This is a genomic window from Aquitalea aquatilis, from assembly GCF_005155025.1.
GTDB classification, from domain to species: domain Bacteria; phylum Pseudomonadota; class Gammaproteobacteria; order Burkholderiales; family Chromobacteriaceae; genus Aquitalea; species Aquitalea aquatilis.
Map to the genome: position 1 here is coordinate 2,508,533 of NZ_CP039731.1, position 22,840 is coordinate 2,531,372.

Sequence of the window (22,840 nt, forward strand, 5' to 3'; positions counted from 1 at the left end):
GCTGTTAATAGCGTGTAAAGTAGAAGGCGCGCCAACAACATGCCATTGGGGACTTCATCATTGGGGTTTTCCCGTACCGCTTATGCACGTGATCGATCTGCTTGCCCGCCGCCGTTCTCCCCGCCTGTTATGGCTGGGTACCTCGCTGACTCTCATTGCCCTGGTCATGGCGCTGGGGGGGCTGTTTTATCTGGTTTACCGCGACTGGGTGGATGAGCAGCACGACAATCTCATCCAGGAAGTGCTATGGCTGGAGCAGTCGATGCGCCTGCACATGGAGGCGCAGCAGGAGTGGGCCGAGGGCGTGGCGGCGGACATCGCCGGCGGCAAGGTGCCGCCCGAGCGCTTTGTGCCGACAGCGGCATTTTTCATGCGCGAAAGCCCGGAGGTCCTGCAGGTGCAGCAGTTCGACCAGAACGGCATGCTGCTGCGCGACCAGCACGGGCAGGTTGCTCCCGGCAAGGTATTGCATGGTGACGAGTTCGACGCAGTGTGGCGGGCCTCGCGCTTGCGCCGTGCTTCCTATGGCCAGCCCTATCGCCGCGCCGATGGCAAGTACCGTTTCGACCTGGCCGTGCCCATCATTGCCAATGAGAAATATCTGGGCAGCATCCGGCTGGTGTATCAGTTCGATCAGTTGCTGCACCGGCAGGTGCCATGGTGGATCGCCTCGAAAAACTACATCAGCTTTGTCGATGTGGGTGGCCGTACCCTGGCCAGCAAGTTCGACCCTTCCGAGCACCCCGGCACCATTTCCCACCAGACCAGTTTCGACCCGCCAGGCTTTGGCGTGTATCTGCGTGCCGTCAGCTACCGTTCCGGACTGGGGCTGACCCTGCCGGTGCTGACCGGGCTGATCATGCTGCTGGCAGCGGCCCTGTTGTACTCCATCTGGCGCATCCGCCGTCATATGCGCGAGCGTTCGCGCGCCGAGCATGCACTGGCCACCGAAGTGTCGCTAAGGCAGGCCATCGAGGACTGCATGAAAAGTGGTCTGGTGGCCATCAGCCTGGAAGGCGAAATATTGCGGGTTAACCGGGCGTTTTGCGAAATGCTGGGTTATGCGCCCGAGCAATTGGTAGGCCAGCGCCCACCCCATACCTTTTGGCCCAGTGCCGATCACCAGCAAATGCGTGCGGCCATGGAGGCGGTACGCCATGGCATGCAGCCCGAGCAGGGTTTCGAGCTGCGCTTTCAGTGCCAGAATGGCGAATTTGTCGAAGTGCGGTTGTATGCCACACCGCTGATCGAGCGCGATGGCAGCCATCGCGGCTGGATTGCCGCCTTGTTCGACATTACCGAGCGCAAACGGCAGCGGCTGGCGCTGAATGCCTCGCACCAGCGTTTCCTGACCGTGCTTAACGGCATGCAGGCCGGTGTCTGCGTGGTGAGCCAGCACAGCGGACAGCTGCTGTATGGCAATCCCACTTTTTCCTATTTATGGCTGGCTGATGAACCGGATGCGCCGTGCTGCCTGTTGTTGCCCGGCTTGCGGGAAGAGCCGGAACAGGATGATCTGGCCAGCGAGTTCACCCTGCAAAACGGTGTGCAGTGGTTCCAGATGCACCGTCGCCGGCTGGAGTGGGTCAGTGGCGAGCCGGCCTGGCTGGTGATTCTGAGTGATGTCACCGAAGAGCGGGAGCGGGAAGGGCGGGCGCAGGCGCAGCAGGAGCGCTTCCAGACCACCTCGCGCCTGATCGCCATGGGCGAGATGGCTTCCAGTCTGGCGCACGAGCTGAATCAGCCGCTTACCGCCATCAGCACCTACTCGGCTGGTCTGGCGCGACGCCTGCCGGAGCGGCTGGAGCTGCCCTCCGGTGTGCGCGAAGCGGTGGCGGCCATCAGCCAGCAGGCACAACGCGCCGGGCAGATCATCAAGAGCATCCGCGCCTTTGTCAAAAAGCACGAACCACAGCTGGAGAATGTCGATCCCTCACGCGTGGTGGCGCGGGCGGCAGGGCTGGCCGAGATGATGGCCTTCAAGGCGGGGGTGCAGCTGGTGATCGAGCAGGACGGGACAGCCTGCCGGCTGGACATGGACCCGGTGCTGATCGAGCAGGTTTTGCTCAATCTGATGAAGAACGCCATCGAAGCCATGGTGGAGGCGCAAACCCGGCGGCCGCATATCGTGGTGCGCACCACGGTGGGGCCAGCGTTCTGGCGGGTAGAGGTGGCGGATAACGGGCCTGGCCTCAGCGACAATATCAAGAAAGAGCTGTTTACCCCGTTTTATTCCACCAAGCCGGATGGCATGGGCATAGGCCTGAACATCTGTCGTTCGATTGTGGAATTCCACCGCGGCGAATTCAGTGTCAATTCCACCGTGGCTGGCGGCTGCGTATTCTGGTTCACCCTGCCGCTACGTCGCGGCAATGAGAACACATGAGTCGTGAGCTTGCGCTTTTTTAAAAAGGTAGAGGCAAGGGCGCAGCATGGTGATAGTGGCTGCTGCTGAACGGCTAGTCGATGTGCCACGGCCGGTCTGCGCCTGTCACGTCGCGGCGATTCCGCCATGACATCATGAAAAACGGCGCCCGAAGGCGCCGTTGTGAGACAGGCAGTCTAGTGTTGACTGGGCTGCAAGATGGTTTCCTGCGTTTCTTCCAGCATGTCCGGATAGTCGCGGCTGTAATGCAGGCCACGGCTCTCCTTGCGTAGCAGTGCCGAACGCACGATCAGCTCGGCAGTCTGTACCAGATTGCGCAGCTCGATCAGATCGTTGGTGACATGGAAGTTGCTGTAGTAGTCGTTGATCTCTTCCGACAGCAGACGAATCCGGCTCAGTGCCCGCATCAGCCGCTTGTTGGTACGCACGATGCCGACATAGTCCCACATGGCGCGGCGCAGCTCGTCCCAGTTATGCGAGATCACCACCTCCTCGTCGTTGTCCGTCACCTGGCTGTCATCCCAGTCCGGGATTGGCGGCAGGGTGATGTCCGGTGCGGCCAGAATGTCCTCGGCGGCTGCCTTGCCGATGACCAGACACTCCAGCAGCGAGTTGCTGGCCAGCCGGTTGGCTCCGTGCAGGCCAGTACACGCTACCTCACCTACGGCATACAGCGCGTCTACATCGGTATGGCCGGTCAGGTCAGTCACCAGGCCGCCGCAGGTAAAGTGCACGGCCGGCACCACCGGAATCGGCTCCTGGGTAATATCAATGCCCAGCTCAAGGCAGTGGGCGTAGATATTGGGGAAGTGCTCCTTGATGAAATTGGCCGGCTTGTAGGAAATGTCCAGATACACACAATCCAGGCCATGCTTCTTCATCTCGAAGTCGATGGCGCGCGCTACTACGTCACGCGGTGCCAGCTCGGCACGCGGATCGTGATCCGGCATGAAGCGGGTGCCATCCGGCAATTTCAGAATGCCCCCCTCGCCACGTACCGCTTCCGAAATCAGGAAAGACTTAGTGTGCGGGTGGTACAGGCAAGTGGGGTGGAACTGGATGAACTCCATATTGCCCACCCGGCAGCCCGCGCGCCAGCCCATGGCAATACCATCGCCAGTCGCCGTATCCGGGTTGGTGGTATATAGATAGACCTTGCCGGCCCCGCCGGAAGCCAGCATGGTGTGCTTGGCGGCAATGGTGACAATCTGGTCCAGCGTCTTGTCCAGCGCATACACCCCATAGCAGCGCTTGCCTTCCAGCCCCAGTTTGCGCGAAGTGATCAGATCGATGGCAATGAAGTCTTCCAGAACCGTGATATTCGGATGTGCCTTGATCTTCTGCCCCAGGGTAGAGGTCACGGCAGCACCAGTGGCATCGGCAGCGTGGATGATGCGGCGATGGCTGTGGCCACCCTCGCGCGTCAGGTGATAGCCGGTCTTGTGGGTATCATCACGGGTAAACGGCACGCCCAGGGCAATCAGCCAGTCAATTGCCTCCTTGGAATGCTCCACGATAAAACGCGTCGCCTCTTCATTACATAGCCCGGCACCGGCAATCAGCGTATCGCGGATATGCTCTTCAACCGAATCCTCGGTATCCAGCACGGCGGCGATACCACCCTGGGCATAAGTCGAGCTGCCTTCCAGCAGATCGCGCTTGGTAATCAGGCCAACTTTGCGAGTAGCAGCCAGATGCAGGGCCAGCGTCATGCCGGCCAGACCACTACCGATAATCAGAACATCAAACTTGAGCATGGCAGATGCCGCCGTCAGGGCGGTGTAGGGCAGTTTGCAGAAGGCTCAAGATTAGCAGAACAGCCGTCGGGCGGCATCAGCGTTGTCTATCTATATAGGCAAGCCTCTCAATCCGGCATTGGGTTCTGCTCAATCACCCGGTCATCAGATAGCCAATCCGGCGGGTTGGACACTTATTTGGATATCAACAAGGCGCTGTGGGTGCTTGATTCGGGTCGATATGAGGCAGCGGGGATGGAGGTGTCACTGCACCGCAATAAAACCCCTTTGGCATAGTTGTTTGTCCATCAGTGACTTAGCCCGATGAGAGTCGATGTTTGGCCAGAATCTGCACTTTTCTTCGCACAAAGTGTTGACGAGGACAGGGTGCGGCGGTATAGTTCGCCTCCTCAGCAGACAACGCAGCGACGGAAACGAAACGCAGCGACCTGCACCGCTCTTTAAAAAACAGAATAACCGATAGGTGTGAGTACTTGGCGAAAGCCAAATACTTGCACTGCAAGAAGAAGAAGTACTTGTTTATTTCTTTGATCTTGCGTGCCAGAAAATTTGCTATGAGATTGAACTGAAGAGTTTGATCCTGGCTCAGATTGAACGCTGGCGGCATGCTTTACACATGCAAGTCGAACGGTAACAGGGAGCTTGCTCCGCTGACGAGTGGCGAACGGGTGAGTAATGCGTCGGAACGTGCCGAGTAGTGGGGGATAACTATCCGAAAGGATAGCTAATACCGCATACGCTTTGAGAAGGAAAGCAGGGGATCGTAAGACCTTGCGCTATTCGAGCGGCCGACGTCTGATTAGCTAGTTGGTGAGGTAAGAGCTCACCAAGGCGACGATCAGTAGCGGGTCTGAGAGGATGATCCGCCACACTGGGACTGAGACACGGCCCAGACTCCTACGGGAGGCAGCAGTGGGGAATTTTGGACAATGGGCGCAAGCCTGATCCAGCCATGCCGCGTGTCTGAAGAAGGCCTTCGGGTTGTAAAGGACTTTTGTCAGGGAGGAAATCCCTAAGGTTAATACCCTTGGGGGATGACAGTACCTGAAGAATAAGCACCGGCTAACTACGTGCCAGCAGCCGCGGTAATACGTAGGGTGCAAGCGTTAATCGGAATTACTGGGCGTAAAGCGTGCGCAGGCGGTTGTGTAAGTCTGATGTGAAAGCCCCGGGCTCAACCTGGGAACTGCATTGGAGACTGCACGGCTAGAGTGCGTCAGAGGGGGGTAGAATTCCGCGTGTAGCAGTGAAATGCGTAGAGATGCGGAGGAATACCGATGGCGAAGGCAGCCCCCTGGGATGACACTGACGCTCATGCACGAAAGCGTGGGGAGCAAACAGGATTAGATACCCTGGTAGTCCACGCCCTAAACGATGTCAACTAGCTGTTGGGGGTTTGAATCCTTGGTAGCGTAGCTAACGCGAGAAGTTGACCGCCTGGGGAGTACGGCCGCAAGGTTAAAACTCAAAGGAATTGACGGGGACCCGCACAAGCGGTGGATGATGTGGATTAATTCGATGCAACGCGAAAAACCTTACCTGGTCTTGACATGTACAGAACTTTCCAGAGATGGATAGGTGCCCGAAAGGGAGCTGTAACACAGGTGCTGCATGGCTGTCGTCAGCTCGTGTCGTGAGATGTTGGGTTAAGTCCCGCAACGAGCGCAACCCTTGCCATTAGTTGCTACCATTTAGTTGAGCACTCTAATGGGACTGCCGGTGACAAACCGGAGGAAGGTGGGGATGACGTCAAGTCCTCATGGCCCTTATGACCAGGGCTTCACACGTCATACAATGGTCGGTACAGAGGGTCGCGAAGCCGCGAGGTGGAGCCAATCTCATAAAACCGATCGTAGTCCGGATCGCACTCTGCAACTCGAGTGCGTGAAGTCGGAATCGCTAGTAATCGCGGATCAGCATGCCGCGGTGAATACGTTCCCGGGTCTTGTACACACCGCCCGTCACACCATGGGAGTGAGTTTCACCAGAAGTGGGTAGGCTAACCGTAAGGAGGCCGCTTACCACGGTGGGATTCATGACTGGGGTGAAGTCGTAACAAGGTAGCCGTAGGGGAACCTGCGGCTGGATCACCTCCTTTCTAGAGAAGGCGATCGTCAAGTATTCACAACCTATCGGTTATTCGTGATTTAAGGGTAGTAACTGGGTTTGTAGCTCAGCTGGTTAGAGCACTGTGTTGATAACGCAGGGGTCGTAGGTTCGAGTCCTACCAGACCCACCAGTTTGGGGGATTAGCTCAGTTGGGAGAGCACCTGCTTTGCAAGCAGGGGGTCGTCGGTTCGATCCCGTCATCCTCCACCATTCTTACAGTGCAAACAAAAGCGCACACAACCTGTCAGGGTTGCGTGAATTTCTGTTTGCGTTGTTTTTACAATGCCCGATCTTTAACAAACTGAAGAAGCCGAATTAATTAGACGGCGAGATGAAATACATGGAGTTAATTCTGCATGTAGGACAAATCGTCATCTTGGGAATTTGATTGTATCTAGTGTCATGTCGCCATATCAAAAGGGGCGGTGTGGCACGTCGCACAAACACATTCTGTCGGATTGGTAATTTAGGTTACTGAAATGATAGGGTCAAGCGACTAAGTGCATCTGGTGGATGCCTTGGCGATCACAGGCGATGAAGGACGTGTAAGCCTGCGAAAAGCGCGGGGGAGCTGGCAATAGAGCTTTGATCCCGCGATGTCCGAATGGGGAAACCCACCTAGCAATAGGTATCCCAGACTGAATACATAGGTCTGTGGAGGCGAACCGAGTGAACTGAAACATCTAAGTAACTCGAGGAAAAGAAATCAACCGAGATTCCGTCAGTAGTGGCGAGCGAACGCGGAATAGCCTGTATGTGATAGAGATTGAGATAGTGGAAGGACCTGGAAATGTCCGCCATAGTGGGTGATAGCCCCGTACACGAAATTTCATTCTTGGTACTAAGCATACGAAAAGTAGGGCGGGACACGCGAAATCCTGTTTGAAGATGGGGGGACCATCCTCCAAGGCTAAATACTCGTGATCGACCGATAGTGAACCAGTACCGTGAGGGAAAGGCGAAAAGAACCCCGGGAGGGGAGTGAAATAGAACCTGAAACCGGATGCATACAAACAGTGGGAGCCTCGTAAGGGGTGACTGCGTACCTTTTGTATAATGGGTCAGCGACTTACGTTCAGTAGCAAGCTTAACCGCATAGGGGAGGCGTAGGGAAACCGAGTCCGAATAGGGCGATTTAGTTGCTGGGCGTAGACCCGAAACCGAGTGATCTATCCATGGCCAGGATGAAGGTGCGGTAACACGCACTGGAGGTCCGAACCCACTAGTGTTGCAAAACTAGGGGATGAGCTGTGGATAGGGGTGAAAGGCTAAACAAACTCGGAGATAGCTGGTTCTCCCCGAAAACTATTTAGGTAGTGCCTCATGTATCACTTCCGGGGGTAAAGCACTGTTATGGCTAGGGGGTCATTGCGATTTACCAAACCATGGCAAACTCTGAATACCGGAAAGTGCGAGCATGGGAGACAGACGGTGGGTGCTAACGTCCATCGTCAAGAGGGAAACAACCCAGACCGCCAGCTAAGGTCCCAAATGATCAGTTAAGTGGTAAACGAAGTGGGAAGGCCCAGACAGCCAGGATGTTGGCTTAGAAGCAGCCATCATTTAAAGAAAGCGTAATAGCTCACTGGTCGAGTCGTCCTGCGCGGAAGATGTAACGGGGCTCAAACTGATAACCGAAGCTGCGGATTTGCACGTAAGTGCAGATGGTAGGGGAGCGTTCTGTAGGTCTGTGAAGGTGTCTCGTAAGGGATGCTGGAGATATCAGAAGTGCGAATGCTGACATGAGTAGCGATAAAGCGGGTGAAAAGCCCGCTCGCCGAAAGCCCAAGGTTTCCTACGCAACGTTCATCGGCGTAGGGTGAGTCGGCCCCTAAGGCGAGGCTGAAAAGCGTAGTCGATGGGAAACGGGTTAAAATTCCCGTACTTTTGTGTAGTGCGATGTGGGGACGGAGAAGGTTAGGTCAGCGGCCTGTTGGAATAGGTCGTTCAAGCTGGTAGGTGGTTAGGGTAGGCAAATCCGCCCTTTCATTCAACACCGAGAAGTGATAACGAGGGTCTACGGACCTGAAGTGACTGATACCACGCTTCCAGGAAAAGCCACTAAGCTTCAGCTACACAAGAACCGTACCGCAAACCGACACAGGTGGGCAGGATGAGAATTCTAAGGCGCTTGAGAGAACTCAGGAGAAGGAACTCGGCAAATTGATACCGTAACTTCGGGAGAAGGTATGCCTCTTTAGGTGAGATCCCTTGCGGATGGAGCTTGGAGAGGTCGCAGAGAATCGGTGGCTGCGACTGTTTATCAAAAACACAGCACTCTGCCAACACGAAAGTGGACGTATAGGGTGTGACGCCTGCCCGGTGCTGGAAGGTTAAGTGATGGGGTGCAAGCTCTTGATCGAAGCCCCAGTAAACGGCGGCCGTAACTATAACGGTCCTAAGGTAGCGAAATTCCTTGTCGGGTAAGTTCCGACCCGCACGAATGGCGTAACGATGGCCACACTGTCTCCTCCTGAGACTCAGCGAAGTTGAAGTGTTTGTGAAGATGCAATCTCCCCGCTGCTAGACGGAAAGACCCCGTGAACCTTTACTGTAGCTTTGCATTGGACTTTGAAGTGGTTTGTGTAGGATAGGTGGGAGGCTTTGAAGCCAGGACGCTAGTTCTGGTGGAGCCAACCTTGAAATACCACCCTGACCCCTTTGAGGTTCTAACCTTGGTCCGTTATCCGGATCGGGGACAGTGCATGGTAGGCAGTTTGACTGGGGCGGTCTCCTCCCAAAGTGTAACGGAGGAGTTCGAAGGTTACCTAGGTACGGTCGGAAATCGTGCTGATAGTGCAATGGCAAAAGGTAGCTTAACTGCGAGACCGACAAGTCGAGCAGGTGCGAAAGCAGGACATAGTGATCCGGTGGTTCTGTATGGAAGGGCCATCGCTCAACGGATAAAAGGTACTCCGGGGATAACAGGCTGATACCGCCCAAGAGTTCACATCGACGGCGGTGTTTGGCACCTCGATGTCGGCTCATCACATCCTGGGGCTGTAGCCGGTCCCAAGGGTATGGCTGTTCGCCATTTAAAGTGGTACGTGAGCTGGGTTCAAAACGTCGTGAGACAGTTTGGTCCCTATCTGCAGTGGGCGTTGGAAGTTTGACGGGGGCTGCTCCTAGTACGAGAGGACCGGAGTGGACGAACCTCTGGTGTACCGGTTGTCACGCCAGTGGCATTGCCGGGTAGCTAAGTTCGGAAGAGATAACCGCTGAAAGCATCTAAGCGGGAAACTCGCCTGAAGATGAGACTTCCCTGAGGGCTTGACCCTCCTGAAGAGTCGTTCGAGACCAGGACGTTGATAGGTCGGGTGTGGAAGCGCTGTGAGGCGTTAAGCTAACCGATACTAATTGCTCGTGAGGCTTGATCCTATCATTTGAGTGGCTTGGGAGACCAAGACCGAATGGATAGTGAGTGTGCGACGCGATCAAAGATCCAAGAGTAAGATATCTAATTAATTCAGTGTTCCAGACGGAGTCTGGGGTACAAAGCTTCTTCGAGTTTGTTGACAGTTTATGTCTGGTGGCCATAGCGAGGTGGTCCCACGCCTTCCCATCCCGAACAGGACCGTGAAACGCCTTAGCGCCGATGATAGTGTGGCATTCGCCATGTGAAAGTAGGACACCGCCAGACTCCCCATACACAAGCCCAGCTCAACAGAGCTGGGCTTTGTGCGTTTGGGCCTGGCCTGAGTGCCCACAAGCCGCCCAAGGGCGGCTTTGTTGTGTCGGGGGGGGGGCAGGCTAAGCAGTACTACTTCTGTAACAGATGGCGTGGTGACGTTACAATACGCAATCTTTGCTATCTTGGCCGCCAGCTGGCGGCGTTTCCTGCTGCTAGCCCAGAAAGACTCCCTTGGCCGAATTCCTGCGTAAACGATTGCACCTGTTTGTTCTATTGTGGCTGGGTGTGGCGCTCATGGTCGGGATTCAGTGGGCCATGTCCGAATATCAGCGCATACAGGAAGATTTTGATCGCAGCGCCAGGCTGGCACATGGGGTGGTTGCACGCAAGCTGGATCAGAATGAATCAGTTCTTGCCGCTCTGGATGCCCTGCTGATGACGCGGCAGAAATTTGACATGCCTGTTCTCAAGGCCTTTTCACATCAGATTCTTTCGCATTACTCCCAGCTGTATACCGTGGAATTTTTCCAGAATGTGACCCGGGATAACCGGCAAGCATTTCTGGATGAGATGCAGCAGCGTTTCGGCAAAACCTTTTTTATCCGTGATTTCGATATTGTGGGGCGTCGTAGCTGGGTGCCGGCGCCGGTGCGCGACCAGCATCTGGTCGTAACCATGATAGAGCCGGACATCCCGGCAGCCAGTTCGGTATATGGCTATGATGTGCTGCACGAGCCGCGCTTTGCGGCGGACATGCTCAAGGCGATGCAGAGTGGTCACAAGCTGGCATCGGCACCGTTTGATCTCTATGAGGGTGGGCGGGTTTACCTGCTGATGCAGCCGGTATTCCTGGGGGCGAATGGGACTGTTGGCGTCGCTGGTCGTGGTCAACTGGTCGGTGTGGTTGCGCTGGTGGTGTATTGTGAAAAATTGCTGAACATCTCGCCGGCTGAAGGTGTGCCGGCTGAGCTGGATTTGTCGATTCTGACTACGGACAGCAGCCGTGCCATTTTCAATGCCCATGGCAAGCATGCCGATGCCGGTCGTTGGTTGCCTACCTTGTCACGCCTGGAGCTGAGCCTACCGCTGGTGAGCGAGTCACAGCCTTTTGTGCTGCGGGTTGGCAAGGATGTATTGCTGAGTGATTTCAAGCTTGGTGGCTTACTGCTGCGTGAAGGGCTGATTTTGTCGCTGGTGATTTCGCTGTGGCTGATCTACAGCCAGCGGCAGGCGATGAAGAGGGCGCAAAGCCAGGCGGATGAGGCCATTTTCCTGCAGAGTGAGCGCGCAGCGGTAACCCTGAACGCAGTACACGATGGCGTGATCACCCTGGATCCGCAGCAAAACATCGAGATGGCCAATCCGATGGCACTGACCCTGTTGGGCATGAGCCGGGAGGAGGTGATAGGCCAGCCTTTCCTGAACGTATTCCGCTTGATTGGCGAGCTGTCTGCCGAGTTGGCAGAAGATCCGGTGAGCGAGTGCTATCGTGCCGCCCATACCGTGGAGTTGCCGGAGCGCATGCAGCTGGCAACCGCCAAAGGACATGTGCGGCTGGTGGAGGGGGCGATTGCGCCGCTGTTTTCGCGTAATGGCAATCTGACCGGCGTGGTGTGCGCGCTGCGTGATATGGGGCCGGTACGGCAACGTGCCGCTGAGGCGCTGGAGGCCAGCGAGCTGCGGGTGAAGGAACACCTGGAAAAGCTGTCGCATGTGGCGCGCCTGCATACTATGGGTGAAATGGCTTCCGGCATTGCACATGAAGTGAATCAGCCACTGACCGCCATTTCCAATTACTGCCAGGCCTCCTTGCAGCTGCTGGAGTTTGGTGAAGACAGCCGTCCGCAAGTGGAGTCTGCGCTCAGGCTGGCGGTGGCGCAGGCAGATCGTGCCGGGGAGATCATCAAACGTTTGCGGGCGCTGGTCAGCAAGCGGGCGATGGAAATACGGCTGATCGACCTCAACCAGGTGGTGGGAAACTGCATGTTCCTCGCCGAGTACGACCTGAAGGAGCGTGGCATCGAGATGGTGCAGTTGTTGTCGGTCTATCCGATGGCGGTGATGGCCGATAGCATCCAGATGGAGCAGGTGGTGCTGAACCTGCTGTCCAATGCCATGGATGCGCTACGCGACGAACCGGTGATGAAGCGCCACATCATCATTCATACCCGGCGCGAGGGTAAAAAGGCCATTCTGGAGGTGCGTGATACCGGGCGTGGCATCTCGCCGGAGTCGCTGGAGGTGCTGTTCCATCCCTTCTTCTCGACCAAGCAGAACGGCATGGGGCTGGGCTTGTCGATTTGCCAGACCATTGTCGAGCAATATGGCGGGCTGATCTGCGCTGAAAACATTCCGGCCAGCGGTGCCTGCTTCCGTATCGAATTGCCGCTGTCTCAGACGGTGACCGCGCCGGTGCAGGAGCCGTCCACCAGTTAGCCGGGCAATCAGACAGATAGACAAAGAGCCGCATGATGCGGCTCTTGTCGTTTGTAATCAGGCTGGATTTCAGCGTGGCTCGACTACCACCTGGGTGCGCTGGGCGCGTTCTTCACGCGGCGTGATGCCGAAATGGTTGCGGTAGGTGCTGGAGAAATGCGGGCCGCTGGAAAAACCGCAAGCCAGGCCGATCTGCACGATGGATTTGCTGGTCTGCTGCAGCAGCTGGCGCGCTCGGCTCAGGCGTAGTTCCAGATAATATTTGGATGGCACCGTGCTGAGGTACTGCTTGAACAGCCGTTCCAGCTGACGTCGCGACACGCCGACGTAGTAGGCGATGTCATCGGTGGTCAGCGGTTCTTCGATATTGGCTTCCATCAGGCTGACGGCTTCGGTCAGCTTGGGCTGGCTGCCGCCTATGCGGGTGGCCAACGGAATGCGCTGGCGTTCGTTACCAGGACGCACCCGTTCGATGCTGAACATTTCCGACAGGCGGGCGGTGAATTCATGACCATGCAGGCTGCCGACCAGCGACAGCATGAAGTCCAGCGTGGCTGCACCGCCAGCACAACTCATGCGGCTGCGGTCAATCTCGTACAGATTGGACGAGACGATGACCTCGTGGAATTCCTCGGTGAAGCGGCTGATTTCCTGCCAGTGTATGGTGGCGCGAAAGCCGTTCAGCAAGCCGGCGCGCGCCATCCAGTAGCTGCCGCAGCCAATACCGGCGATGGGTAGCTTGTCGGTGTGCAGGCCGCTGATGCTTTTGAGGAATTCGTCCAGATTGACTTCAATGGTGATGTCGTCGGCCAGCACGAACAGGCCGTCCAGCTTGGGTGCATAGGCCAGCGGCAGGTCCACCGGCAGTTTCAGGCCGTTGGACATGGCAACCGGCAAGCCATTGAGCGAGAGCGGCAGGAATTCATACAGCTTTTTTTCGGCCAGCTGATTGGCCCGGGTCAGCACTTCGCTGGCAATGGCGAAATCGGCCATGGAAGCGTGTGGAAGCAGGAGAAAACCGTAGCGTAACGGTTTGGCAGCGTGCATTGGATGACCCATGTTTTCCAAAAAAAGTGAGCACTATACCAAAAAAGCAGGTCATGCCGTGGTTGGCATGACGCTGCTATCTGACAGGCATTGTACGATTTATTTAAGACTGCCGGAGAGGAATTGTGCAAGCCGCTCACTTTGCGGATTGACCAGCACTTCCTTGGGGTTGCCTTGCTCTTCGATTTTCCCTTTGTGCAGGAAAATCACGTGGTTGGACACCTCGCGGGCAAAGCCCATTTCGTGGGTGACCACCACCATGGTGCGGCCTTCACGCGCCAGGTCCTGCATGACGCGCAGTACTTCGCCGACGAGTTCCGGGTCCAGTGCGGATGTCGGTTCGTCAAACAGCATCACCTCCGGTTCCATGGCCAGGGCGCGGGCAATGGCGACACGCTGTTGCTGGCCACCGGACATGTGAGAGGGGTATTTGCCCTCGACATCCTTCAGCCCCACCTTGTCCAGGTATTTGCGTGCGCGGGCAATGGCTTCGTCGCGGGAGAGGCCCAGTACGTGGATGGGCGCTTCGATGATGTTTTCCAGCACGGTCATGTGTGCCCACAGATTGAAGTGCTGGAACACCATGGCCAGTTTGGTGCGGATGCGTTCCAGCTGCTTGTGGCTGGCGGCACGCAGCGCGCCGGTTTTCTTGTCGGCGACCAGTTGCAGCTCTTCGCCGCCCAGCTGGATCTGCCCGCTATTGGGATGCTCCAGCATGTTGATGCAGCGCAGGAAGGTACTCTTGCCCGAGCCGGAGGAGCCGATGATGCTGATCACATCGCCGGCATGCGCGGTAAGCGATACACCCTTGAGGACTTCGTGGCTGCCATAGCTTTTGTGCAGGTCGGCAACGCGCAGTTTGATGTTGGTGGCTGGTGCCGCGTCGGTATGTTTCATGCTTGCAACCCTTGTTCTAAGGTTTCATCTGCCGCTGTGGGATGGCGGCCATTGCTGAAAGAGGGCGGCGCTATTGCCGCCCACGCTGTCAATGCTTGCGCGGGGCCAGATAGGCCAGCCAGCGTTGCTCTGCCTGCTTGAATAGCCAGACAAACAGAAAGGTCAGTGCCAGATAGATGGCACCTGCCACCAGAAACGGCTCGAACGCCATATAGGTGTCGCTGTAGATGCGGCGTGCCACGCCGGTGATGTCGGCCAGGGTGACCAGGCCGGCTACCGCCGTGCTTTGCATCATCATGATCACTTCGTTGCTATAGGCCGGCAGGGCACGACGCAGGGCAGACGGAATCACGATACGGCGCATCATCAACCATTTGCTCATGCCCATGGCACGTGCTGCCTCGATTTCGCCCCAGTGGGTGGTGCGAATCTGGCCGGCGATGATTTCGGTGGTATAGGCGGCGGTATTCAGGGTGAAGGCCAGAATGGCGCAGAACCAGGCATCCTGCAGGTATTGCCACATCCAGCTATCCCGTACCGCGTCAAACTGCGACAGGCCGTAATAGATGATGAACAGCTGTACCAACAGCGGTGTGCCGCGGAACACATAGGTATACAGCCAGACGCTGCCGGAGAGCAGGCGGTTTTTCGATACCCGGCCCAGTGCCAGCGGAATGGCCAGCAGCATGCCCAGCAGCAGCGATGCGCCCAGCAGTTGCAGCGTCATGACGATGCCGTCGCTGGTACTCAGCAGCGGCTGGCCATCGGCTCCGCCCAGAAAGGCCGGCAGCTTGTCCAGAATCAGGTGAAAGTCGATCACAGGCCGTTCTCCTTCAGACCGGTGGAATAACGGCGCTCCAGCATGCCCAGCAGGATGTTGGAAACGCTGGTGATCACCAGGAAGATCACCGCCACCAGCATGTAGACGGTAAACGGCTCCTGGGTATTGGACTTGGCTGCATCGGCGCGATACATCACGTCATTCAGGCCGATCACCGATACCAGCGCGGTGGATTTCACCAGTACCAGCCAGTTGTTGGTGAAGCTGGGCAGGGCGAAGCGCACCATTTGCGGAAAAGTGATGCGCAGGAAGATGCGCAGCGGCCCCATGCCATAGGCGGCACCGGCTTCCATCTGCCCCTTGGGCACCGCCATGATGGCGCCGCGAAAGGTTTCGGTCATATAGGCACCGAAAATGAAGCCCAGTGTCAGCACCCCGGCGATAAAGGGGTCGATGTCCGGTGCTGCCAGGCCCATGGCCGTGGCGGCATCGTTCAGCAGCATCTGCACGCCGAAGAACAGCAAAAACATCCACACCAGGTCCGGCACGCCGCGCACCACGGTGGAATACAGCTCGGCCAGCGTACGCAAGGCTTTGGACGGGGCCATCTTGAACATGGCACCGATCAGGCCCAGTACCACTGAAACGGCCAGCGATGCCGCTGCCAGCTTCAGCGTCAGCACCGCGCCGTCGAGGATGCTGGGAAGATATCCGTGTAAAAACATGTACTACCCCTGTGTTTCCCGGGAAGGGACGGTGACGGCAGCGGGCTGCCGTCACCACCGCAACGGTTTATTTGCCGTAGATGTCGAAGCTGAAGTACTTCTTCTGGATCTTGTCGTAGCTGCCGTCGGCACGAATCTGCTGCAATGCCTTGTTGATGCGGGCCAGCAGGGCCTGGTCGGTCTTGCGTACGGCGACGGCCGCGCCTTCACCGAAGTATTTCACCTCGTTGTATTCCGGGCCGGCAAATGCATAGCCCTTGCCGGACGGTGTCTTGATGAAGTCGGACTCACCCACGGCGGCATCGACAAAGCTGGCATCCACGCGGCCGGCCTTCAGGTCGAGGAAGGATTCCGGGGCCTTGGCGTAGGACACCAGTTTGGCACCCAGCTTCACCCAGTTGTCGCGGGCGTATTTTTCCTGGATGGACGAGCGCAGCACGCCGATTTTCTTGCCCTTGAACCAAGCATCGTTGATCTGGCTACCCTGTTTGGCAACCAGCCGGCTGGGCATGTTGTAGTACTTGTTCGAGAAGCTGACGACCTTCTTGCGCTCTTCGGTGATGTTCATCGAGGCGATGATGGCATCGAACTTGCGGGTCTGCAGGGCAGGGATGATGCCGTCGAAGTCTTGCGGCACCACTTCGCAAGTCACTTTCATGGCCGTGCACAGAGCCTGGGCGATATCGGGGTCGAAGCCCTTCATCTTGCCATCAGGGCCTTGCTGGGAGAACGGGGGGTAACTGGCGTCGGTGGCAAAGCGCAGGGTTTCGCTATGGGCGGCCGTGGTCATGCCGAGCGCGCACGCGCCCAGCACCATGAGGGACTTGAACATGGTTTCTCCGGTGAGTCTTGTCGTTGTTATGTGTGGCGATGCCTGCCGGCGAGCGTGTCGCCGGCAGGATAGGGCTAGACGGCAGGGCTTGCCGTGTTAGCCGCCGTAGACGTCAAAGCGGAAGTACTTGTCCTGTACTTTCTTATAGCTGCCATCCTTGCGGATCTGCTCGATGGCCTTGTTCAGGCGGCTGCTCAGTGCCTGATTGCCCTTTTTCACGGCGATGCCCGCACCCAGGCCGAAGTATTTCACGTCGGCGTAGTTGGGGCCGACAAAGGCGTAACCCTTGCCGCCGTCAGTCTTGAGGAATTCCTGTTCGCCTACCGCGCCATCAACGAAGACGGCATCAACGCGGCCGGCTTTCAGGTCGAGGAAGGATTCAGGTGACTTGGTGTAGGCCACGATGGTGGCACCGCTCTTGCCCCAGAAATCGCGGGCGAACTTTTCCTGGGTAGAGGCGCGCAGCACGCCGATCTTCTTGCCCTTGAACGCGGTCTGGGTGACCTGGGTATTGCTCTTGGCAATGATGCGGCTGGCGATGTTGTAGTACTTGTTGCTGAAGTCGACCGCCTTCTTGCGCTCTTCGGTGATCTGCATCGAAGACAGGATGGCGTCGAACTTATTGGCATTCAATGCGGGAATCAGGCCGTCCCAGTCCTGCGGCACGATCTGGCAGCTTACTTTCATGGCGGTGCACAGTGCCTTGGCCATGTCGATGTCAAAACCTTCCGGCTTGCCATCGGCCCCCTGTTTGGAGAACGGGGGGTAGTTCAGGTCTACACCAAAGCGGATGGTTTCGGCATGGGCGGCAAAACCGGACAGGCTGACTGCAACTGCAGCAGCAAAAATGACCTTCTTCATATGTGTCTCTGCTTCTCGCATGGCAAAGAAAGATCGTGCGATCTTTCTCATGGTCTTACTTTGTAAACCCGGCGTGGATGGGATGGCTGCCGTAACGGGTACGATAGCGCGGCCGGAACCTGTTGTTGTTATGCCTGCATACGCCTCCTGTGAAGACGCCAGGCAATGGTGGCAGGAAATGTCCAGCCCAACAATCAGTCGCATTTGCGGCGGATAGCCCAAAATTGCGAAGGGGCGCATTTTACCCCTATTTGTATTCAAAGTGAAACGTCATCAAAATCATGCACTTAACTATTGATTGTCGGATTGTATACAATGTAGGCTGTGCAAGCCATTTTGTAATTGGCTGTCGCATTGCTATAAGGCAAATAGTGGGAGAAAAACCAGCCCTGCCCATGCGGCGGGTTTTTCATGCTGCACTGCATCCCATCTTTCTGTAAGTCGGTGTCGCATTAAGGAAATCCCGATGGTAGCGGGGTTACTACAATGCCCCGACACAAACCGTGCATACAACAAGAGAAGCCCCATGTCGCTTACCAACAAGACCGAACTGGCGAGCCTGATTGCTGATATCCAGGCCGTTGCACAGAGCAAGCTTTCATCCAAGGAGACACAACAACTCGCCGGCTTCTTCCCGATCTACTTCGAAGAAACCGAGCATGCCGACCTGCGCCAGTTCTCGTCGCTGGACCTGTTTGGCGCCGCGCTGGCCCATTTCGAGTTCGCCCGCAAGCGCAGCCCCGGTCAGCACAAGGTACGCATCTATACTCCCGATTTCGAGCGCGATGGCTGGCAGAGTACCCATTCGGTGATTGAAGTCGTCAACGATGACATGCCTTTCCTCATCGACTCCATTTCCATGCTGCTGTCCCGCTACAACATCAATCTGCACCTGCTGGTGCATCCGGTGCTGTCGGTTGGCCGTGACAAGAATGGCAATCTGCAGGAAATCAAGCGTACGCAGGACCGCAGCCTGCCGCTGGAATCCTTCATCCACGTGCAGATCGACCGCGTCAGCGATGCCGCCACCCTGCACAAGCTGGAAAGCGAACTGAACCGCATCATCGCCGATATCCGTCTGCTGGTCAGCGACGAGCCGAAAATGCGCGAAGTGGTGGGCGAAATCGGCAAGGACCTGGCCAAGGTCAAGGGCGAACGCGCTGCCGAAGCCAAGGAAGCCGTGGATTTCCTCGGCTGGATGGCTGGCAATCATTTCCTGTTCATGGGCTATTGCGACTACGACCTGGTCAAGCGCGATGGCAAGGACAGCCTGAAGATCGTCAAGGATTCTGGCCTGGGCATCCTGCGCGACCAGGGCGACAAGGAATACTCCGCCAGCTTTGAAACCCTGCCGCAAGAACTACGCGAGCTGGCGCACCTGCCGCAGCTGATCATCCTGAACAAGTCGCAAACCCGCTCCATCATCCACCGTCCGGCCTATGTCGACTTTGTCGGCATCAAGCGCTTCAACGACAAGGGTGAAGTGATCGGCGAGCGCCGCTTCCTCGGCCTGTACACCGCCAGCGCCTATCAGGCTTCGCCCAAGGACATTCCGCTGGTGCGCCAGAAAGTGGCCAATGTGGTGGCCAACTGCGACTACGTGGACGACAGCTACAAGGCCAAGACGCTGGGCTTCGTGCTGGAAAGCTATCCGCGCGACGAGCTGTTTGAAATCCCGGCCGATGTGCTGGGCCCGATTGCCGAAGGCATTGTCAGCCTGCAGGAGCGCCCGCGCGTGCGCCTGTTTGTGCGCAAGGACCGCTACCACCGTTATGTGAGCAGCCTGGTCTACGTGCCGCGTGACAGCTTCAATACCGAAGTGCGCCTGAAAATCGAAAAAGTGCTGATGACTGCCTTTAATGGCAATTCGGCCGAGTTCAGCGTGCAGATCAGCGACAGCTCGCTGGCGCGCGTGCATTACATCATCCGTACCAATGCCTCCAAGCTGCCGGCCTTCCGTGAATCGGACATCGAGGCGGAAATCGCCCGTCTGGTGCGCGGCTGGGTAGAAGAAATGCACCAGCAGCTGGTGGAAATACATGGCGAAGAAGCCGGCAACCTGCTGTTCAAGCGTTATCGCACTGCCTTTCCGGTGGCCTACCGTGAAGAATTTGCCGTACGCAACGCTGTGCTGGACGTACAACTGCTGGAATCTGTTTCTGCCGGTCACCCGCTGGCGATGAAGCTGTACCGTCCTTTCCATCGTGGCAATCAGGCGTTCAACCTGAAGCTGTTCCGCGAAGGCGAGCCGATGAGCCTGTCCGCCAGCCTGCCCATCCTGGAAAACATGGGTGTCAAGGTGAGCGACGAGCATCCGTACCGCGTGGAGCGTGAAGACGGCTCCTCGGTGTGGATCAGCGATTTCGGCCTGGACGTAGGTGCCTTCTTCGAGCAGATGTCGGTAGACGCAGTACAGAAAGACTTCCAGGAACTGCTGGCCCAGGTGTTTGCCAAGCGCTGCGAAAACGACGGTTTCAACCGTCTGGCGCTGATCGCCGGCCTCGACTGGCGTGAAATCTCGCTGGTGCGCGCACTGGCCAAGTATCTGCGTCAGGGCGGCCTCACCTTCAGCCAGAGCTATCTGGAACAGTGCGTGGCCAACTATCCGGAAATCACCCGTCGTCTGGTGGCGCTGTTTGTGGCGCGTCTGGACCCGGCCAATGCCGATGATGCCCGCGCCGATGCCCTGCTGACCGAAGTGAAAGAGCAGCTGGACAATGTGGCCAATCTGGACGAAGACCGTATCCTGAACGGCTTCCTGGCGGTGATTCTGGCGACCCGTCGTACCAACTTCTGGCAGAAGGATGCAGCGGGCGAGTTCAAGTCCTACATCTCCTTCAAGCTGGAATCCAACCAGATTCCTTTCCTGCCGCAGCCGCGGCCGATGTTTGAAATCTGGGTGTACAGCCCGCGTGTGGAAGGCGTGCATCTGCGCGGTTCCAAGGTAGCGCGTGGTGGCCTGCGCTGGTCCGACCGCATGGAAGACTTCCGTACCGAAGTGCTGGGTCTGGTGAAGGCGCAGATGGTGAAGAACTCCGTCATCGTGCCGATGGGTTCCAAGGGCGGCTTTGTCGGCAAGCAACTGCCGGCACCGAGCGACCGCGAAGCCTTCCTGGCGGAAGGCATTGCCTGCTACAAGATTTTCATCTCCGCGCTGCTGGACCTTACCGACAACCTGGTGACCGGTCAGATCATTCCGCCCAAGGACGTACGCCGTCTGGACCCGGATGATCCGTACCTGGTGGTGGCTGCCGACAAGGGCACGGCAACCTTCTCCGACATCGCCAACGGCATTTCCGAATCCTACGGCTTCTGGCTGGGCGATGCCTTTGCTTCCGGTGGTTCGGCCGGTTACGACCACAAGGGTATGGGCATTACCGCCCGCGGTGCCTGGGAATCGGTCAAGCGCCACTTCCGTCATCTGGGCATCAATACCCAGGAGCAGGATTTCAGCGTGATCGGCATTGGCGACATGGCTGGCGACGTATTCGGCAACGGCATGCTGCTGTCCGAACACATCTGCCTGAAGGCTGCGTTCAACCATCTGCACATCTTCCTGGACCCGACTCCGGACGCCAAGACCAGCTTTGCCGAACGTGCGCGCCTGTTCAATCTGCCGCGTTCCAGCTGGTCTGATTACAACCGCGAGCTGATTTCCAAGGGCGGCGGCATTTTCGAACGCTCGGCCAAGTCCATTCCGCTGTCGGCTGAAGTCAAAGCCTGGCTGGAAACCGACAAGGACAGCATGGCGCCGAACGAGCTGATCCATGAAATCCTCAAGGCCAAGATCGACCTGCTGTACAACGGCGGTATCGGTACTTACATCAAGGCTTCCACCCAGAGTCATGCCGACGCCCGCGACCGCGCCTGCGATCCGGTACGTGTCAATGGCAACGAACTGCAAGCCCGTGTGGTGGCCGAAGGCGGTAACCTGACTTGCACCCAGTTGGGTCGTGTCGAATTCGCGCTGTGCGGTGGACGTATCGCCACCGACGCCATCGACAACTCCGCTGGTGTGGATTGCTCCGACCACGAAGTCAACATCAAGATCCTGCTGGGTGCGGTGATGCAGGCTGGCGATATGACGCTGAAACAGCGTAATGAGCTGCTGGCCGAGATGACCGACGAAGTGGGCCATCTGGTGCTGCGCAACAACGTGCTGCAAACCCAGATCCTGGCGATCAAGCGTCTGGAAGCGGCGTCCATGCTGTCTACCCATGCGCGCATGATTTCGCACATGGAAAAGACTGGCGAGCTGAACCGCGAAATCGAATACCTGCCGTCGGAAACCCAGATCAACGAACGCCGTCTGGCGCGTCAGGGCCTGACCGTACCGGAAATCGCCGTTCTGCTGGCTTACAGCAAGATTTCGCTGGATCAGGCCATCCTGGCGACCGATGTGCCGGATGATGCCGACTTCCTGCCGGTACTGGTCAACTACTTCCCGCAGCCGCTGCAACAGCGCTTTGGTGCGCAGATGCAGCAGCATCAGCTGCGTCGCGAAATCATTGCCAACCAGCTGGCCAACCAGATCATCAACCGCATGGGCACCACCTTCGTGTTCCGTCTGCAGGAAGAGTCGCCGTTCTCTGCTGCCGACATCGCCCGTGCCTGGTGGATTGCCAGCCGTGTGTTCGATGCCGATACCCTGTGGGGTCGCATCGAGGCACTGGACAACCAGGTGCCGGCCGACCAGCAAATGGAAATGATGGTGCTGGTGCGTACCCTGATCGAGCGCGTCACCCGCTGGGTGCTGCGTAACAAGCGTCCGTTCACCTCGGTGAATGCCGTGATCGAACAGTACGCCGGCAAGGTGCAGGCACTGCTGGCACGTCTGCCGGCACTGGTGGATGCCAAACAGTACCCGGCCGTGGCCGAGCTGGAAGCCCGCCTGAGCCTGCCGAACATGCCGCAGGAGCTGGCCAGCGTGCTGGCGCGTCTGGAGTTTGCCGTACCGCTGATGGACATCATCGAAATCAGCGAAGGCGGCGAACTGTCGCTGGACGAAGTAGCACAAAACTACTTCCAGCTGGGACGCAATCTGCAACTGGACTGGCTGCGCGACGCCATCACCGGCCTGCCGCGTGACAACCGCTGGCAGTCGCTGGCCCGCTCGGCGCTGCGTGACGACCTGTATCGCCTGCATCGCAAGCTGGCCAAGCTGGCGCTCAGCGAAGCCTCCGGTGACAAGGCCTTTGCCGATGCCTGGCTGACCAAGCGTCGCAGCGAGCTGGAACTGTGCTACCAGATGTTTGCCGAGCTGCAGTCCTTCAGCGTGCTGGATCTGGCCATGCTGTCTGCTGGCATGCGTGAGCTCAACAACCACCTGCTGGCCTGATTCATCGGTCTTGCAGTATCAAACCGGCCCTGCGGGGCCG

General features: G+C 57.5%; 10 protein-coding genes, 2 tRNA genes and 3 rRNA genes. 8 read left to right on the plus strand and 7 right to left on the minus strand.

Annotated features, from left to right (window positions below):
* Nucleotides 1–88 precede the first annotated feature (88 nt).
* A complete protein-coding gene (locus tag FAZ30_RS11775; RefSeq protein WP_246043352.1) occupies nucleotides 89–2,386 on the plus strand; it encodes a PAS domain-containing sensor histidine kinase in 2,298 nt (765 codons plus the stop codon).
* A gap of 176 nt (nucleotides 2,387–2,562) precedes the next feature.
* Here the strand turns inward: FAZ30_RS11775 and nadB are convergent, their stop codons facing one another.
* Nucleotides 2,563–4,143, minus strand: a complete 1,581-nt coding sequence (gene nadB, locus FAZ30_RS11780) for an L-aspartate oxidase (protein WP_103526016.1) — start codon at nucleotides 4,141–4,143, stop codon at nucleotides 2,563–2,565.
* Nucleotides 4,144–4,705: 562 nt separating this feature from the next.
* Here nadB and FAZ30_RS11785 point away from each other — a divergent pair.
* From FAZ30_RS11785 to FAZ30_RS11810, 6 genes are all read left to right on the plus strand, one after another.
* Nucleotides 4,706–6,241, plus strand: a 16S ribosomal RNA gene (locus tag FAZ30_RS11785).
* 64 nt (nucleotides 6,242–6,305) lie between these two features.
* A tRNA-Ile gene (locus FAZ30_RS11790) sits at nucleotides 6,306–6,382 on the plus strand.
* A gap of 4 nt (nucleotides 6,383–6,386) precedes the next feature.
* Nucleotides 6,387–6,462 (plus strand) — tRNA-Ala (locus tag FAZ30_RS11795).
* Between the two features lie 276 nt (nucleotides 6,463–6,738).
* Nucleotides 6,739–9,630: ribosomal RNA gene (locus FAZ30_RS11800) — 23S ribosomal RNA — on the plus strand.
* Nucleotides 9,631–9,777: 147 nt separating this feature from the next.
* Nucleotides 9,778–9,892 (plus strand): 5S ribosomal RNA (rrf, locus tag FAZ30_RS11805).
* Together the 16S, 23S and 5S rRNA genes with 2 tRNA genes alongside form the textbook arrangement of a ribosomal RNA operon.
* 306 nt (nucleotides 9,893–10,198) lie before the next feature.
* A complete protein-coding gene (locus FAZ30_RS11810) occupies nucleotides 10,199–12,319 on the plus strand; it encodes an ATP-binding protein (RefSeq protein ID WP_124645576.1) in 2,121 nt (706 codons plus the stop codon).
* A 69-nt stretch (nucleotides 12,320–12,388) separates the two neighbouring features.
* On the opposite strand, the gene FAZ30_RS11815 is transcribed toward FAZ30_RS11810, so the two are convergent.
* The 6 genes from FAZ30_RS11815 to FAZ30_RS11840 form a co-directional block, all read right to left on the minus strand.
* On the minus strand, nucleotides 12,389–13,312 hold the full coding sequence (locus FAZ30_RS11815; RefSeq protein WP_226034258.1) for a GlxA family transcriptional regulator: 924 nt from the start codon (nucleotides 13,310–13,312) through the stop codon (nucleotides 12,389–12,391).
* 153 nt (nucleotides 13,313–13,465) lie between these two features.
* A complete protein-coding gene (locus tag FAZ30_RS11820; RefSeq protein ID WP_103526396.1) occupies nucleotides 13,466–14,263 on the minus strand; it encodes an ABC transporter ATP-binding protein in 798 nt (265 codons plus the stop codon).
* 88 nt (nucleotides 14,264–14,351) lie between these two features.
* Nucleotides 14,352–15,083: an ABC transporter permease gene (locus FAZ30_RS11825; protein WP_103526398.1), complete on the minus strand. Its 732-nt coding sequence runs from the start codon at nucleotides 15,081–15,083 to the stop codon at nucleotides 14,352–14,354.
* Nucleotides 15,080–15,769 (minus strand): ABC transporter permease, encoded by a 690-nt coding sequence (locus FAZ30_RS11830; RefSeq protein ID WP_124645575.1) that lies wholly within the window; start codon nucleotides 15,767–15,769, stop codon nucleotides 15,080–15,082. The genes FAZ30_RS11825 and FAZ30_RS11830 overlap by 4 nt, the downstream gene beginning before the upstream one ends.
* 67 nt (nucleotides 15,770–15,836) lie before the next feature.
* Entirely contained in the window at nucleotides 15,837–16,601 is a 765-nt protein-coding gene (locus FAZ30_RS11835; RefSeq protein WP_124645574.1) for an ABC transporter substrate-binding protein, read from the minus strand.
* Between the two features lie 96 nt (nucleotides 16,602–16,697).
* Nucleotides 16,698–17,462 carry an ABC transporter substrate-binding protein gene (locus FAZ30_RS11840; protein WP_124645573.1) on the minus strand — a complete coding sequence of 255 codons (765 nt, stop codon included), beginning with the start codon at nucleotides 17,460–17,462 and terminating at the stop codon, nucleotides 16,698–16,700.
* Nucleotides 17,463–17,988: 526 nt separating this feature from the next.
* Between FAZ30_RS11840 and FAZ30_RS11845 the strand changes: the two genes are divergently transcribed.
* Nucleotides 17,989–22,800 carry an NAD-glutamate dehydrogenase gene (locus FAZ30_RS11845; RefSeq protein WP_124645572.1) on the plus strand — a complete coding sequence of 1,604 codons (4,812 nt, stop codon included), beginning with the start codon at nucleotides 17,989–17,991 and terminating at the stop codon, nucleotides 22,798–22,800.
* Nucleotides 22,801–22,840: the final 40 nt, after the last annotated feature.

What these genes read in the sequence shown, in the direction of transcription:
- nadB (WP_103526016.1), bottom strand. Translation starts at nt 4,143, where the DNA reads ATGCTCAAGTTTGATGTTCTGATTATCGGTAGTGGTCTGGCCGGCATG.
- FAZ30_RS11810 (WP_124645576.1), top strand. Translation starts at nt 10,199, where the DNA reads ATGTCCGAATATCAGCGCATACAGGAAGATTTTGATCGCAGCGCCAGG.
- FAZ30_RS11815 (WP_226034258.1), bottom strand. Translation starts at nt 13,312, where the DNA reads ATGGCCGATTTCGCCATTGCCAGCGAAGTGCTGACCCGGGCCAATCAG.
- FAZ30_RS11820 (WP_103526396.1), bottom strand. Translation starts at nt 14,263, where the DNA reads ATGAAACATACCGACGCGGCACCAGCCACCAACATCAAACTGCGCGTT.
- FAZ30_RS11830 (WP_124645575.1), bottom strand. Translation starts at nt 15,769, where the DNA reads ATGTTTTTACACGGATATCTTCCCAGCATCCTCGACGGCGCGGTGCTG.
- FAZ30_RS11835 (WP_124645574.1), bottom strand. Translation starts at nt 16,601, where the DNA reads ATGTTCAAGTCCCTCATGGTGCTGGGCGCGTGCGCGCTCGGCATGACC.
- FAZ30_RS11840 (WP_124645573.1), bottom strand. Translation starts at nt 17,462, where the DNA reads ATGAAGAAGGTCATTTTTGCTGCTGCAGTTGCAGTCAGCCTGTCCGGT.
- FAZ30_RS11845 (WP_124645572.1), top strand. Translation starts at nt 17,989, where the DNA reads ATGTCGCTTACCAACAAGACCGAACTGGCGAGCCTGATTGCTGATATC.